The organism is Actinoallomurus acanthiterrae, from assembly GCF_054775715.1.
This window is the reverse complement of sequence record NZ_BAAHCO010000001.1, coordinates 10,402,721-10,417,068: the sequence shown is the minus strand read 5'-3', so window position 1 is coordinate 10,417,068 and position 14,348 is coordinate 10,402,721. Positions and strand designations below refer to the sequence as shown.

General features: G+C 71.7%; 16 protein-coding genes. 7 read left to right on the top strand and 9 right to left on the bottom strand.

What is annotated here, in order from left to right; all coding sequences use genetic code 11:
• Positions 1-6: 6 nt before the first annotated feature.
• From ACYVF7_RS49135 to ACYVF7_RS49115, 5 genes are all read right to left on the bottom strand, one after another.
• On the bottom strand, positions 7-1,248 hold the full coding sequence (locus ACYVF7_RS49135; protein WP_460353373.1) for a JmjC domain-containing protein: 1,242 nt from the start codon (positions 1,246-1,248) through the stop codon (positions 7-9).
• Positions 1,242-2,420 carry a hypothetical protein gene (locus ACYVF7_RS49130; RefSeq protein ID WP_460353371.1) on the bottom strand — a complete coding sequence of 393 codons (1,179 nt, stop codon included), beginning with the start codon at positions 2,418-2,420 and terminating at the stop codon, positions 1,242-1,244. The genes ACYVF7_RS49135 and ACYVF7_RS49130 overlap by 7 nt, the downstream gene beginning before the upstream one ends.
• The gene (locus ACYVF7_RS49125) at positions 2,417-4,810 is read right to left on the bottom strand and encodes a DUF6624 domain-containing protein (protein ID WP_460353369.1); all 2,394 of its coding nucleotides are present in this window, start codon (positions 4,808-4,810) and stop codon (positions 2,417-2,419) included. The genes ACYVF7_RS49130 and ACYVF7_RS49125 overlap by 4 nt, the downstream gene beginning before the upstream one ends.
• 89 nt (positions 4,811-4,899) lie before the next feature.
• Complete coding sequence (locus ACYVF7_RS49120; protein WP_460353367.1) at positions 4,900-5,028, bottom strand: hypothetical protein; 129 nt, start codon at positions 5,026-5,028, stop codon at positions 4,900-4,902.
• A gap of 34 nt (positions 5,029-5,062) precedes the next feature.
• Positions 5,063-5,188: a hypothetical protein gene (locus ACYVF7_RS49115; RefSeq protein ID WP_460353364.1), complete on the bottom strand. Its 126-nt coding sequence runs from the start codon at positions 5,186-5,188 to the stop codon at positions 5,063-5,065.
• Positions 5,189-5,509: 321 nt separating this feature from the next.
• Here ACYVF7_RS49115 and ACYVF7_RS49110 point away from each other — a divergent pair, with 321 nt between their 5' ends.
• Entirely contained in the window at positions 5,510-6,175 is a 666-nt protein-coding gene (locus ACYVF7_RS49110; RefSeq protein WP_460353362.1) for a helix-turn-helix transcriptional regulator, read from the top strand.
• Positions 6,176-6,282: 107 nt separating this feature from the next.
• On the opposite strand, the gene ACYVF7_RS49105 is transcribed toward ACYVF7_RS49110, so the two are convergent.
• Both ACYVF7_RS49105 and ACYVF7_RS49100 read right to left on the bottom strand, forming a co-directional pair.
• A complete protein-coding gene (locus tag ACYVF7_RS49105; RefSeq protein ID WP_460353360.1) occupies positions 6,283-7,812 on the bottom strand; it encodes an FAD-dependent monooxygenase in 1,530 nt (509 codons plus the stop codon).
• Between the two features lie 78 nt (positions 7,813-7,890).
• The gene (locus tag ACYVF7_RS49100) at positions 7,891-8,529 is read right to left on the bottom strand and encodes a TetR/AcrR family transcriptional regulator (RefSeq protein WP_460353358.1); all 639 of its coding nucleotides are present in this window, start codon (positions 8,527-8,529) and stop codon (positions 7,891-7,893) included.
• 117 nt (positions 8,530-8,646) lie between these two features.
• Here ACYVF7_RS49100 and ACYVF7_RS49095 point away from each other — a divergent pair, with 117 nt between their 5' ends.
• Both ACYVF7_RS49095 and ACYVF7_RS49090 read left to right on the top strand, forming a co-directional pair.
• Positions 8,647-9,426: an SDR family oxidoreductase gene (locus ACYVF7_RS49095; protein ID WP_460353355.1), complete on the top strand. Its 780-nt coding sequence runs from the start codon at positions 8,647-8,649 to the stop codon at positions 9,424-9,426.
• A gap of 16 nt (positions 9,427-9,442) precedes the next feature.
• Positions 9,443-10,495 carry an NAD(P)H-dependent amine dehydrogenase family protein gene (locus ACYVF7_RS49090; protein WP_460353353.1) on the top strand — a complete coding sequence of 351 codons (1,053 nt, stop codon included), beginning with the start codon at positions 9,443-9,445 and terminating at the stop codon, positions 10,493-10,495.
• A 3-nt stretch (positions 10,496-10,498) separates the two neighbouring features.
• On the opposite strand, the gene ACYVF7_RS49085 is transcribed toward ACYVF7_RS49090, so the two are convergent.
• Positions 10,499-10,783 carry a hypothetical protein gene (locus ACYVF7_RS49085; RefSeq protein ID WP_460353351.1) on the bottom strand — a complete coding sequence of 95 codons (285 nt, stop codon included), beginning with the start codon at positions 10,781-10,783 and terminating at the stop codon, positions 10,499-10,501.
• A 130-nt stretch (positions 10,784-10,913) separates the two neighbouring features.
• Between ACYVF7_RS49085 and ACYVF7_RS49080 the strand changes: the two genes are divergently transcribed.
• The 3 genes from ACYVF7_RS49080 to ACYVF7_RS49070 are packed head-to-tail and all read left to right on the top strand — an operon-like array spanning position 10,914 to position 12,711.
• Positions 10,914-11,237 carry a hypothetical protein gene (locus ACYVF7_RS49080; RefSeq protein WP_460353349.1) on the top strand — a complete coding sequence of 108 codons (324 nt, stop codon included), beginning with the start codon at positions 10,914-10,916 and terminating at the stop codon, positions 11,235-11,237.
• The gene (locus ACYVF7_RS49075; protein WP_460353347.1) at positions 11,234-12,172 is read left to right on the top strand and encodes a hypothetical protein; all 939 of its coding nucleotides are present in this window, start codon (positions 11,234-11,236) and stop codon (positions 12,170-12,172) included. Before ACYVF7_RS49080 ends, ACYVF7_RS49075 begins: the two co-directional genes overlap by 4 nt.
• Entirely contained in the window at positions 12,169-12,711 is a 543-nt protein-coding gene (locus ACYVF7_RS49070) for a hypothetical protein (RefSeq protein ID WP_460353345.1), read from the top strand. Before ACYVF7_RS49075 ends, ACYVF7_RS49070 begins: the two co-directional genes overlap by 4 nt.
• Here ACYVF7_RS49070 and ACYVF7_RS49065 read toward each other — a convergent pair.
• A complete protein-coding gene (locus ACYVF7_RS49065; RefSeq protein ID WP_460353342.1) occupies positions 12,677-13,036 on the bottom strand; it encodes a YbaB/EbfC family nucleoid-associated protein in 360 nt (119 codons plus the stop codon). The genes ACYVF7_RS49070 and ACYVF7_RS49065 overlap by 35 nt on opposite strands.
• 148 nt (positions 13,037-13,184) lie before the next feature.
• On the opposite strand from ACYVF7_RS49065, the gene ACYVF7_RS49060 reads away from it, so the two are divergent.
• Complete coding sequence (locus tag ACYVF7_RS49060; RefSeq protein WP_460353339.1) at positions 13,185-14,348, top strand: FAD-dependent monooxygenase; 1,164 nt, start codon at positions 13,185-13,187, stop codon at positions 14,346-14,348.

The following is a 14,348-nucleotide window of genomic DNA, read 5'->3' as shown; positions in this document are numbered from 1 at the left end:
GGCGGGTCACTCGACGCGCGTGATGCCGCGGAAGCCCTCCAAGGCCGTGAGCAGCCGTCGTGTCTCGTCGCCGCCGGGCAGGTCGCCCACGCGCACCGGGTCACCAGAGGCCAGCGGCGACAGGATCGTCCGCAGCTCGCGTGGGGAGAACGGCGTGCGGACCGCGTGCCCGTTGACGGCGCATATGCCGCCGCCGTCCCACAGCACCGGGAACCTCGCGTCCCCGCGCACGACCGTGTCGTCGCGGACCGGACGGTGCGGCGCCGGTGCCGGGACGGGCTCGAACCCGCAGGCCGTCCAGCGGCGGAGCGACACCTCACCGACCCGGTCCGCGGGAACCGCCGGGACGGCGTGCCGCAGCGCAGGAGGGAGGTCCGGCGCGAGCCGGCCGGTGCCGTCCGGGCCGGGAGCGGTCAGCGCTGCGTCCACCGGCGGCAGGCGGCGCGCGCCGTCGCGGCCGCCCATGAGCGCCGCGCCGACGCCGACGAGGACGTCCTGCAGGTCGTATTCGGCATGGTGCTCCTCGCGGGGCACCCCGACGTTCACGCTGGTGGCGGGTCCGCTCCCGCCGCTCTCCCCGACGTGGTAGTAGCTCGCCGGCCAGTACAGCAGGTCCCCGGGTTCGACCTCGGCCGCGAAGGACTCCGGAACGTACGGCTGGTAGTCCAGGACTGTGGACACCGGCTCGGACCACGGCCGTTCCGTCCAGAAGCGCATGCGCTTGCGCCCCCGGAGCCCGAACATGAAGGTCGCGAAGCGGTCCTTGTGCACACCGACCGGGCTGTGCTCGTACGTGCCGTGGAACAGCGTGGTGATCGCCCCGGTCAGCGGCAGGCCGACCTGTTCCCACAGGCCCGCGTAGAACGCGCGCTCGCGCGTCCACAGCCCGGGGTCGAAAGAGTGGAAGCCGTTGACGATCAGCGCGTAGCGCCGGCCGCCCAGCCGGGCGGTCAGCCGCGCGTCGTACCCGTCGAAGGACCCGTCGTCGCCCCGCGGCAGGAGATCGCCCGGATCCGGCCGCTGCGACCGCTCGACGGTGAACTGCACCGTCGTGTGAGGCGGCTGCGACGCGCGTACGGCGGCGCGGAACACCTCCGTCTCGGCGAACGGCGCCGACACGACGGCCTCGTCCAGAACGGCCTTGTCGTGGACGGCTTTGTCGAGGACCGCTTTGTAGAGGACGGGCCGCCGGTCCCAGTAGCGGGCGGCGAACGTCGCCCAGTCGAAGCTCTTCTCGATCGTCAGCATGAGCCTTCCAGGACCTCGATGCCGCGCAGGGCGGACAGCCTGTGCAGAAGCGGGAGGAGGCCGTCGCCGCCTGCGGTCAGCTCGCCGACGGTGACCGGGGTCCGCAGCCGGTCGAGGAGACCGTCGGCCGACGTCCCGCGCACGGCGAACACGTGACCGTTGACCGCCCAGAGCGCGGCACCGGGCCCGTCCGGCATGCGGATGACCTCGCCGGTGAGCCGGATCAGATGATCCGGCGTCAGCGCGGCGGGCGCGCCCGGCTCGGGGACGGGTTCGAGGCCGCAGGCGCTGACCCGCCGCGCCCACTGGACGCGCAGGACGCGGTTCAGCTCGGGGTCGCCGGCCGCGCCGCTCAGCTCCTCACCCGCGGAGACCAGCGGCGCGATCGGCGTGACCACGCCGTCGGGGTCGCGTGGCGGCGGGAACGGCAGGTACGGCACCCGCCCGCCGTCGGCGCGCCGCGCCTGCAGAAGGTCGGCGATCAGGCCGGTCACCGCCGCGGTCGGCAGGCGCGGATCCATCGGGATCCGGAGGTGGAGCGCGAGACAGCCGTTCTCGTGGCTCTCCCGGCACCGGTGGCCAGGCCGATAGAGCAGATCTCCCGGCCGGACCCGCAGCGTCTCGGCGCCGTCCTCCACCCGGACCTCCATGTGCCCACGGAGCACCCAGGTCAGAACCGCGTGCGTGGCCGCGCCGCCGTCCCGGCCGAGGCCGTCGCCGACCGTCAGCTCCGCCACGACGGGCAGCACGGGGAACCCCACCCGCTGCCACAACGGCCGGATCAGATCGCGTATCCGGGACCAGAGGGCGAAGTCCAGCATCAGCGGCTGCTCGACGCCGAGCAGGCTCGGCTCGCCGTCGAGGCGTTTCAGATAGTGATCCACCGTCGGGTCGTCCGGGCAGGGAAGCCGGTCGCCGGGAGCGCGGATCCGGCCGGCGGCGGTGAAGAACCGCACGTCCGGCAGCGCGCGGAACCTCGTGCCGGCGCGGAAGGGCGCGGCGGCGGCGACGACCACGTCGAAGGCGCGGCCCGCGTCCACCGGGGGTTCCTCTTCCCGCCCGGGCAGGACGACGGGGGTCCTGTCCCAGTGACGGTCCGCGAGGGCGTCCCAGTCCACGGCGCCGTCATCGGCGGTCGCATCGGTCGCGTCGGAGGTCGCATCGGTGGTCACGAGGCCCTGCCTTCCTCTGTCCCGGTGAGCGGGAAGCGTCGCCGCAGGCGCGCCGCGTAACGGTTCAGCGGCTCCATGCCCATGCGTCTCCGGCGCTCGTCGACCAGTTCGGGTCGTTCGATGGGAAAGGGCTCGAGCCTGCCCTCGACGGCGCGGAACTTGGTGCCGAAGAGCTGCGGCCGGCCGTCACGGACGCACAGCGCGTCCGTCACGTACGCGACCTGCCGCCAGGGCACGTCGCCGACCGTCGCGGCACGGCGGATGAGGGCGAGGCAGCGGTCCTGGAAGTCGCGGGGCCCGTCGGCGTGCTGGACGAGACGGCACGCCGCCCCGGCCGCCGATCGCCCCACGAGGGTCTCGCCGGGCCAGCCGTACCGCGCCACGACGTCGCGCAACCAGGTCATGGCCGTGCCGGTGAGCGCGGCCAGCCGTTCGTCGAGCGCGGTGTCGGCGAATCCGTCGTCGGCCCACCGGCTCCGCAACGCCGCGTCGACACGGTCGAGCCGCAGGAGCCGGCGGCGGATCTCCTCTGCGGCGTCCGCGGGCGTGGGCGGCGTCTCCAGCGGATCGAGCCGCAGCCGGACCTTCGCCCGATCCCAGGAATAGGTGACCCGGCGGCCGGCCTGCGGCCAGTCGAATCCGACCTCGCCGGCGTCCGGCCCGGACAGGCGCAGCCGGACGCCGTACCGGGAGTCGGAGACGGTGTGCTCGGCGACGTCCCCGAAGACGTGCTCGACGGCGTCCCGGAGGGCGACGCCGAGGCCGGCGAGGTCGAGGTTCTCACCACCGCGCACCGCCGGTGGCCGGAGCTCGCCGATCGTGGACTCCACCTCGCGGACGGAGGACGGCGGGTCGACGACGAGCAACGGTCCGCCGTCGGCCGCGCGGAAGAAGTAGGGGACGTCGAGCCGGGCCAGCTGCTCGAGTTCCTCCCGGCCGAAGACGTTCTCACCGGCCGGCGGCCAGGAGTTCAGCGCCTCGGCGTACTCGGCGGTCGGCCTGGTGAGGACCCGGACGAACCGCCCGGCACTCGCGTCCGCGAGGACACGCCGGACCCGGTCGCGGTGCACGCACATCAGCGTCCACGCGTCGAACATGCCGCGCAGGAACGCGGGCAGGTACCGGCCGTATCCGGTGTTCCCCAGCCGGTCGGCGACGACCGAGCGCGTCCGTGCGCGCGCGAACGGTTCACGGGGGAGGACCAGCCGCAGCCCGCCTCCGGGCGCCGGGAGGAAGCAGGCCGCCGGGCCGTCCACGCCGCACCAGCGGGCGACGTTCTCCAGCCCCGCGTGGTGGGTGCCGCCGTGGAGGGTGTCCGGCACCAGGCCGGTGTCGTACAGCCGCGCGACGGGCGCGAAGAAGACCTCCAGATCGACCGGGTACAGCAACGGCTCGTCGGCGGCGGCGCGCGCGCCGGCCAGGATGTTGCCCTCGCCGAGGTCGCCGATCCCGAAGCCGAAACAGGCCGCGGTCAGCGAACCGGCACGATGCCAGAAGCGCGGCGCCTCGGCCGGATCCAGGAGCGTCCCGTCGAGACGGAGGTCGTCGTCCTCGGATCGGCGGATCGTGCCCCACTGCGCGGGCGGTTCGATCCACTCCTGCCAGGAATGGGCACGGTCCCCGTCGCTTCGGCAGCGCAGGACCGGCAGGCGGATCTCGCCGGACGCGGGCGGCAGCTCGTTCAGCAACGCGAACACCGACGTGGGCGGGCCTTCGGGGAAGCCGCCCTCGCCGGTCCGGCACTCGGCCAGGAACAGCGCCTCGCCGCCCGTCGGCCGTGCTTTGTAGGCGACACGCCCGCCGCCCTCCATCCGGAGGCGGAGCACGCGCGCACCTCCGTTGTGCGTCTCCGCGTCGTGCGCCCACAACGCGGTGACCGGAGGCGCGAACTCCGGCTCCTCGAACCACGACCCGCGCAGATCCCCCTCGAGCCGCTCGCCGAACAGGTCCAGGAACGCGGCGAACCACGCCCACCGCCCGGGAACGACGTCGGTCCCCCGCCTGGCGGCGCAGAGCGTGAACGCCTCCGCGACGACGGGGCCGAACAGTTCGGCGTTGGTCACGCTCAGCACGTCCGGCGCGATGACCGCGGCGAGGCGGCCCGCCGCCGGCCGGCACCAGGCGTCGATGCGGTCGAGCAGGTCGAGCACCGGGGCGAACCGCGCCTCGCCGAAGGCGCGTGCGAGAAGCCGTGCGTCGGCGTCACCGGCCAGGTGCCGGTCGACCGCGAGGACGCCCTCGGGGTGCCTCCGGGCCACGGGAGGGAACATGCCGCCCGCCGTGCCGGCGCGTACGGCGGCGATGACCCTTCGTACGGCGGGGGAGAGATCGAGTGTGCCTGGCTCCGGGGTCTCCGACGACGCCACGGGAGCCCACAGGACGTCGGTCATACGCGCAACCCTCTGGTGGTCCCGGCGCCGGGCGTCGTGCCGCCGTTCCGCTCCGCGCCCGGCGCCATCGAGGCGCTGCTCGAGCCGGCTCAGATGCAGTAGATGCGGTGGCAGGTGCTGATCGCGGCGGAGTCGCCGGTGGGGATGTCCTTCTCGAGGTCGCCGACGACGAGATCGAGTGCCTGCTCACTGCCGGCGAGGACGGTGTCGTGCTGCATGACGAATCCCTTCAAGGCAGGTGGTCGTGCCAGATCAGATGCAGTACTCGGTCCGGAAGCAGGTGCTGACCACGGCGGAGTCGCCGGTGGGGATGTCCTTCTCCAGGTCGCCGACGATGAGGTCGAGTGCCTGACCGCTGCCGATGGTGTCGTGCTGCATGACGAAACCTCCCATGATCGAGGCGCGTCCCGGTGGGGAGTGGCTGCGCTCCGCCGGCCGGTGTCTCCGGCGGCGGCCCTGCCGATGTTAAGTTTGGCCGCCTCTTATGTCATGGCCCAAAAGTGGAAGGCGGCCGTTCCCGTCGTGGCCGGATCGCCGTCGCGGTGGCCGCCGTACCGGTGCCGCAGCCGGTACGGGAGCGGGCGAATTCCCAAAAGATCGTCAAGTTTCTCGCCATGATCGTCGTTGTGGGTTAACGTTGGTTGTTGATCAACTTGACCGGACGTAGACCTGTCTTCCCGGTGCACCTTCGGGGGCGCGATGACGATACTGCCGGCTTGCGATGATGGTCTGGGAATCGACGATTTCCGCCGCATATTCCATGTTCTGGACAGCGTGGTCGAGGCGACCAGCGGTCCGGACCTCTGTAACCGACTATTGGACTCTTTGGCGCGTCATTTCGCTTGGCCGCACGCATTCGTGGTCGGGCGGTCGGACGGCACCACGGTGTGCGGCGAGGGGCGGGATGGACGGCCGCACGGCCGTTTCCCGCGCGCCTTCGTCGAGGAGTTCATCGCCCGCTGGCACCTGAAGAACGCCTTCCCTCCGACCTCGGCGCCGCGAGAAGGCCATGAAATGGTGAAGGTCCTCATCCCGGCGTGCCCGGTCGATCACGCGACGCTGACCATTCCGTTCGCGGGCAGCCGATATGCGGGGCTCCGGGAAAGGCTGATCTCATACCAACTCGGGCGATTGCTGATCCCGTCGCTCCGGCAGTATTTCTCCGGCGATTCCCGTGCCCTGGACCATGAGCCTCTCACCCAGCGTGAACTGCAGATCGCCGATCTCGTCGCCACGGGTCTGACCAATCAGGAGATCGCCGAACATCTCCACGTGACGGTGGACACCGTCAAGAAGCACATCAGCAATGTGCTCCGGAAGACGAGGTGCACGAGCCGGACGCAGTTCGCCGTGCTCTGGCGCTGATCACGCCGGGCCTGGCCCCGTACGGAGCGGGAGCCCCCGCCCGGCGGGGGCTCCCGGAAGATCATTTACGGACGGCGTCAGCGTAAGAAGCACTTCCCAGAGGCATCTCAGAGTGCGAACCACCGCCGTACGGCCGCCTCGAGACCCTCCGCCTCCATGTCGCCCGCCCAGGCGACGTAGCCGTCCGGCCGGAGCAGCAGCGCGGTGGCCGACGGCTCGGGACCGTGCGGGCGCGCGGCGACGAGGTCGATCCGATCGCCCCACGGGGACAGGGCCCGTACGAGGGAGGCGTCCTCCGTCAGGTCCAGCAGGAGCGGTCGGGCGGCCCGGGTCAGCTCCGCCAGCCGGACCGTCCCGGTCTCGGTGCGCACCACGAGATCCGGCGCCCACCGTCCGACCAGGGGATGCGCGTCCGGTACCCCCATGTCGTACCGGATGTCCGCGCCCGCCATCAGGTCCGCGACGCGCTGCACGGTGCTCTGGTCGCGGAGCAGCTCGGTGAACAGCTCGCGCAGCGCGGTCACCTCGCCGCCGGGCGCGATGAGCGCGGACTGCGCCTGCGTGTGCATGACCACGCGCTCGGCCACGGGGCGCCGCTCGGTCTCGTACGTGTCGAGCAGTCCGGGCGGGGCGTGCCCGAGGACCTCGGACGCCAGCTTCCAGCCGAGGTTGACGGTGTCCTGCAGGCCGAGGTTGAGCCCGGGCCCGCCGATCGCGGAGTGCACGTGCGCGGCGTCGCCGACGAGGAAGACCCGCCGGTCGCGGAACCGCTCGGCCAGCCGCGTGTTGCCGCCCGTCAACCGCCGCAGCAGGTGGGGCCCGTCACCGTTCGGCGGGCTGAGCGGCATGTCGACGCCGAGAACCCGGCGGATGCTCTCCCGCATCTCCTCCAGGCTCATCGGCCGGTCGCCGTCTTCCGGTCCGCCCCACTCCATGGTGGTGACCAGCGGCTCCCGCCCCGGGAGCGGCGCGAAGGCGAACATGCCGCGCTCGGTGCGGTGGTGCATGACCAGGGGAATGACCCCGTAGCCGGGGACGTCGAGCGTCCCGGCCGCGGGATCCACCCAGGCGGCCGGCGGGTAGGCGTTCACGGTGCGGGAGACGGTGTCGTCCCTGGTGACGCCCGGGAAGTCGATGCCGGACCGCTTGCGCGTCACACTGTGCCCGCCGTCCGCGCCGACGAGGTAGCGGGCTCTGATCCGGTAGGAGCCGTCCGGGCCCGCGACGGTGGCGGTCACCGCCTCATCGTCCTGGTCGAGGTCGACGAGCTCGTGACCGTGCCGGATCTCCACCCCGAGCTCGGCGGCGCGCTCGGCCAGAACCTGGGTGATGCGCACCTGCGGCACCGGCAGTAGGGAGATCGGGTTGTCCTCCAGCATCGCCAGGTCCAGGCGCAGCGCGCCGAAGATGTACGCGGGCGTCGGCCGCGGCGGTACCTCGCTCCCGCTGAGGCGCTCGTACAGGCCCCGGCGGTCGAGCATGCGCACGACCTGGCCGACCAGGCCGTTGGCGCGGGGCTCCCGGCTCGGCTCCGGCAGCCGCTCGAGCACGATCGGGTGTACTCCGGCGAGGCTGAGCTCACAGGCCAGCATGAGCCCGTTGGGCCCGCCTCCGGCGATGACGACGTCGTTGATCATTGTGTTCTTCCTGGTGAGAAGGCATGACGGAATGGCCCGGCGGCTTCCGGAGCACGCGGGGCTGATGCAGGGCTGGGATCAGGGGACGGGCAGGCCGGCCCAGAGCCGGTCGAGCGCGTCGTTCAGGAGCGCGCTGACCGGGACTGTCGGGTCGGAGCGCAGCCACTGGTCCATGGCGGCCGTGGTGGCAGCGCCGGTCGCGCCGGCGACGAGGGTGGGATAGAGGTCCCGGGTCGCGTCCGTGCCGGTGCGCTCGGCGATCGCCTCGGCCAGCTCCTTCTGAACGATCACGCTGGCCTTGAGGAACTCGCCCTGCACGTCCGGCTCGGTGATCATGAGGCGGATGGCCTTGACCCACTGGTCGAGCCACTCCCGGCTCCGTGGTGACCGGTCGTCTCCGGGCTCGGGCGCGAAGCGTGCCAGCAACGCGTGCCTGATCGCCTCGGGCAGGGGCTCGTCCGCGGGGCGGGCGCGCAGGTCGTCCGCGACGTGCAGCATGCGGTCGAGATGCCGGGCGACGAACGCCTCGGCCTTGCTGGAGAAGTAGTTGCGGAAGGTGCGTACGGACACGTTCGCCTCCGCGGCGATGTCCTCCACCGTCACGCCGTCCCACCCGTGTTCGACGCTCAGTCGGATCGTCGCCCAGCTCAGCGCGGCCCGCGTCTCCTGCTTCTTGCGCTCCCGCAACCCCAGGGGAGCCGTCTCATCGGCGGCCATGCGACCACCGTACCGGATCTTTCCGAGCCGGAAAAGATGCCGAGCCGGAAAGTTTGCCGATCTGGCATCGATTGGCGGACTATTGAAACGTGTTCTAGTTCTGCTTAGGCTCGCGTCGTGATCCTGGACCGTTTTCGCCTGACCGACCGGGCCGCCATCGTCACGGGTGCCGGGCGCGGGATCGGGGCCGCGACCGCGGTGGCCCTGGCCCAGGCCGGCGCCGACGTGCTCATCTCGGCCCGCAGCGAGGACCAGCTCCGCAAGGTCGCCCGCGAGATCGAGGACGCGGGGCGGCGTGCCGTGGTCGTCCCCGCCGACCTGACCGACCTGACGGCGGCCGCCGGGCTGGCAGCCTCGGCGATGGACGCCTTCGGCCGCATCGACGTGGTCGTCAACAACGTCGGCGGCACGATGCCCCGCGCCTTCCTCGACACCTCGCATGAGTTCCTGGCCGACGCCTTCCACTTCAACGTCGGGATCGCGCACGCCCTGAACCGCGCGGCCGTGCCGCACATGACCGAGGGCTCGATCGTCAACATCTCCTCCGTGATGGGCCGCATCACCGGCCGCGGCTTCCTGGCCTACGGCACGGCCAAGGCGGCCCTCGCGCACTACACCCGGCTGGCAGCGAGCGACCTGGCGCCGCGCGTCCGCGTCAACGCCATCGCCGCCGGCTCGGTCGCCACCTCCGCCCTGGAGATCGTGACGAGCGACGACGGGCTGCGGACGACCATGGAGAACAACACCCCGCTCCGCCGCATCGGCGACCCGGAGGAGATCGCCGCGACCGTGCTCTACCTGGCCTCGCCGGCGGGCGCGTTCGTCACCGGCCGCGTCCTGGAGGTCGACGGCGGCACCGACCAGCCGACCCTGGACCTCGGCCTCCCCGACCTGTGACCTGAGGAGTAGGCGCATGACCTATCGCGTGGTGCTGTGGGGCACCGGGAACGTCGGCCGCAACGCCCTGATCGGCATCACCGCGCGTCCCGACCTCGAACTCGCCGGCGTGTGGGTCTCCAACCCGGCCAAGGTCGGCCGCGACGCCGGGGAGCTCGCCGGCCTCCAGCCGCTGGGCGTCACCGCCACGAACGACGCCGACGCCGTCCTCGCGCTCCGCCCCAACTGCGTCGTCTACACCTCCATGGCGGACGTACGGCTCGCCGAGGCCCTCGACGACCTGCAGCGCATCCTCCGCGCGGGCGTGAACGTCGTCTCCAGCAGCCCGGTGTTCCTGCAGTTCCCCGACGAGGCGATGGGCTCGCCGATCCGGCAGGCCGCCCTCGACGGCGGCGCGTCGATCTGGGTGAACGGCGTCGACCCCGGCTTCGCCAACGACTGGCTCCCGCTGACCGTCACGAGCATCAGCGAGCGCATCACCGAGGTCCGCTGCCTGGAGATCCTCAACTACGCGACGTACGACCAGGCCACGGTGCTGTTCGACATCATGGGCTTCGGCGGTCCGATGGACGACCCGCCGATGCTGCTCCAGCCGGGTGTCCTGTCCCTCGCCTGGGGCAGCGTCGTACGCCAGCTCGCCGCCGGGCTCGACGTCGAGCTGGACGGCCTGGAGGAGTGGCACACGCGCCTGCCCGCTCCGGAGGCGTTCGACGTCGACGCGGGCCGTATCGAGAAGGGCACCGCCGCCGCGCTGCGCTTCGAGGTCCGCGGCATGCGCGGGGGCCGTCCGGTCATCGTGCTGGAGCACGTCACCCGCCTGCGCGACGACCTCGCCCCCGACTGGCCGCAGCCCGCGGGCAAGGGCTGCTACCGCGTCGAGGTGCGCGGCGAGCCGAACTACACCGTCGACCTGCAGCTCCTCGGCAGCGACGGCGACCACAACACGGCGGGACTGAAGGCCACCGCGATGCGCCTCGTCAACGCCGTCCCCACCGTCGTCGAGGCCGGCCCCGGCCTGCTGACCGCCCTCGACCTGCCCCTCATCACCGGCAGGGGACTGCTCGCCTGAGCATTAACACTGCGGAAACTGAATTGGAACAGCAGTGAAATGACCGGTTTCGCCCACCGTACGAGGTGGACGGGATAATGATCGGATGTCCACGTCACCGACCGAGAGGCCAGGGCCAGAACCCACCTCGACGGAGTCCGCGACACCCGTCCCGACTCCGACCGGTACCCCCTCGCCGACCGGATCCCCCACTCCGACTTCGCCGCCGAGCACGACACCGCCGCCGAGCACGACGCCGCCGCCGAGCACGACGCCGTCCGCGAGCCCGTCGCCGACCGGATCGCCCACTCCGTCACCCACCCTGACCCCGACGCCGACGTACGCTCCACCGGCTCCGATCCCGTCCCCGAGCGCCACGCCGACGCGTCCGGCGCCGTCGAAGTCCCCTACGCCCGGTCCGCGGCCGTCCGCGCCGGACATGAAGATCCATTCCGCCGGCCTCAAACGGCAGGCCGAAAGGATCGGCAAGGAGGGCACCGACCTGGCGACCGATCTCGTGGGCCTCGTACGGTCACTGGAGGGCCTGGGGAACTTCTGGGGCGACGATGAAGCCGGTCGGACCTTCTACGACGGCGCCGAGGGACGGCCGGGATACCGTGACCGTCACGATGGCGCGCTGACCGACGCGCTCGCCGCCGTGACGGCCTACCAGGAGATCGCCGCGCGCCTGGTGCAGATGGCCGACAACGTCGACACCGGCGAGTGGAACATCATCGTCTCCCTCCCGAAGGTGCCGAAGTGACCGTCGAGGAGATCCTCTGGTGGATCGGCGGCGTGGAGATGCCGAAGGGGGACTCCGGCAAGGCGCGAGAGGCCGCTGTCATCTGGGGACAGATCGCCGATCGCATCGAGGCGAGCATCAGGGCCGCCGACCCGATGGCCTCGGACATCTTGTCGCACAATTTCGGGCCCGGGTTCGAGGCGTTCAAGAAGTTCTGGGGCAATGAGTTCGCGCCGTACCCGCACGAGCTCGCCGCGTACTGCCGCCGAATCCAGACGGTGTGCAACGGCTATGCCGACGCGGTGGACAAGATGCGGTTCGTGCTCACCGTCCTGGCCATCCAGACCTACCTCAACATCCTCTTCACGATCGCCTACGGGTGGATCACCGGGTGGATGGGCACGCTGGCGGAGCTCGCGGTCATCCGCGACCGGGCGGCTATTCAGGCGGTGGCGCAGCGGACGCTGTTCCAGCGGATCATGATCAGGCTCCTCGAGTACCTGTTCGACAGCATCGGTTACGCCGCGGGACAGCAACTGCTGCAGATGGGGGTCTTCGGCGTGATGGACCGCTTCGGGGACTACGACGACGACGCCAAGAAGATGATCGGGTACGACCCGTACTCGCTGAAGGCGAATGGTGTGCAGTTCGTGCAGGCCGTCGGCGCGAACTTCGCCTTCGACGCCGCCTCCGACCTGACCGTCGGCGCCGCCGGCAGGGTGGGCCCGCTGGGACGGTTCATGTCGAGCGGAGCCGGGCAGCGGGTGGTGAGGTTCGGCGGACGGATGGTCGGCTCGAACGTCTACACGGTGGTCGGCAACATGGAACAGGGCAAGCGGCCCGACGAGTGGTTGCCGACCTGGCAGCAGGAGGTCGACAAGCTGATCATTCACGGCACCCGCATGGCGAAGAACCCCGCGAAGGGGCCGATCGGGTCCGGCAGGTCGGGGCCGTGAGTCGCGGGCCGGGCCGGCCGGATGACGGCGGTCCCGGTACAGAGCAGGGGCGTGTCCGCACCGTCCCCCGGGCGGCCGGTGCCGTCGCCCTGGCCGGCGGCGTCGTCCTGCTGGCGGCGGCGGGATGGTTCGGCGTCTGGACGGTGAGCACGACGCCCGGCCCGTGGGGGAACCCTGGCCGGGCGGGGACGCTGACCGTCGCGCGGTGCCGGACCTCGCATCCGTCCGGCGGGGACCGGCCCACGATGACGTGCGCGGGGACGTTCGTTTTCGATGGCGGCGGATCCTCGGTCCCCGGCGTAACGCTACGGCTGGACTCGGTGCGCGGCCGGGCGGCCGGCGAACGGATCCCGGTGCGGCTGCGGCCGAACGCCCGAACGGCCTACCGCCCCGGGAGCCACGACTGGATCTCGAACGCCTTCGCCTTCCTCGTCCTGGTCTTCTTCGCGGTGGTCGCGATCCACGTCGGTCGTGGATCGCTCCGCGGTCGTCGTCCCGGAGCGGTCAGCGAGCGTCGCGAGGGGCGTTCATCCGCATGAAGTCCGCCATGATCTCATCTGCGGCGAAGTCCGGCATCAGCGACTGAATCTGCCGGGACTGCTCCTCCGCGAGGATGTCGGAGGCGTTGTTGACCATCTCTGTGATCCGCTCGGCGAGCGTTCCGAGGTCGAGTCGTTTGGCGCGCGGGTCGAACCGCAGTTCCCGGATGCGGCCGGGCGGTCCCACGGTCATGCTGACGAGTCCATCCTCGCTCTCCACCTGAACCGAGAGGTCCTGCAGGGCCTCCTGGGCGCGAGACGCGTCACGGACACGTGACTGCAGGTCACGCATCGTTTCCTCGAACAGCTGCCGTCCGAACTCCATGCGAAGATTCTACGGTTATCGGCGAAATGTTCCGCAATGCGTAACCGGACGTTAACACCGACTTTCGGGATCCGACCCGTGCCCTGCTCGATGCGGCTCAATGAGCGATCATGGAGCCGTGCGTGTCGGGCGGGGACGGGATACGGGGATGACATCGGTTCTGATCGTCGGCGGGGGCATAGGCGGGCTGGCGGCGGCGCTCGCGCTCGACAAGGCCGGGTTCGCGGTCACCGTGTACGAGGCGCATCCGGACGCCGACGCGGACATCGGCGCGTTCCTGACACTCGCGAGCAACGGGATGCTCGCGCTCGCACAGGTCGACGCCGCGAGCCCAGTCGCCGACGCCGGGTTCCCGCTCACCACGTTGCGCCTGGTCGATGCCGCGGGAGCCGAGGTCGCCGTCCGGCCGATGGGGGATCACGGCGCTCCGCTGACCAGGTACCGCTGCCTGCTCCGCGCGGAGCTGTGCGCGGAGCTGCGGTCGGAGGTGCTGCGCAGGGGGATCCCGGTCCGTCACGGGAAGCGGCTGATCTCCGCCGCCGAGGACGAGACCGGAGTCTCGGCGCGATTCGGCGACGGTGACACCGCCCACGGCGATCTGCTGATCGGCGCGGACGGGCTGAACTCCACCGTGCGGACGCTGATCGACCCCGCCGCGGGTCCGCGGCGCTACGCCGGCCAGCGCGTCTTCTACGGGTACGCGGCCCACACGCCGGGCTCGGCGCGGCCGGAGACGTTCGAGATGGTCCGGGGCGGCGCCGCCGCGTTCGGCTACGCCGTGTCGCCGGCCGGAGAGACGTACTGGTTCGCCCGCGTCACCGATGAGGAGCTGCCCGCCGAGGCGATCGAGGCGGGCACGGCCGAGCGGTGGAAGCAGGAGCTCGTTCCGCTGCTGCGGCCCGACGCCACGCCCGCCGCGGACATCGTCGCCGCGACCGGCGACCGCCTCATGGCGACGAACGCCCACGACCTCCCGGCCGTCGGGCGGTGGCACACCCGCCGGATGCTGATCATCGGGGACGCCGCCCACGCCGCGTCCCCGGCGACGGGCCAGGGCGCGTCGATGGCGCTCGAGGACGCGGTCGTCCTCGCCAAGGCGCTGCGCGACGCGGACACGATGGACACGGCGCTGGAGGCGTACGAACGACTGCGCCGGCCACGCACCGACGAGAACATCGCCGCCAGCGCCCGCATGACCGGCGCCCGCACGCCGCGACCCGGCGGGGCCGGACAGGGTTCTCGCCCATCCGCGGTCCGCACTGACGACGACCTGACGCGCCTGCTCGACTGGAACACCGGCCTCCCCGTCTGA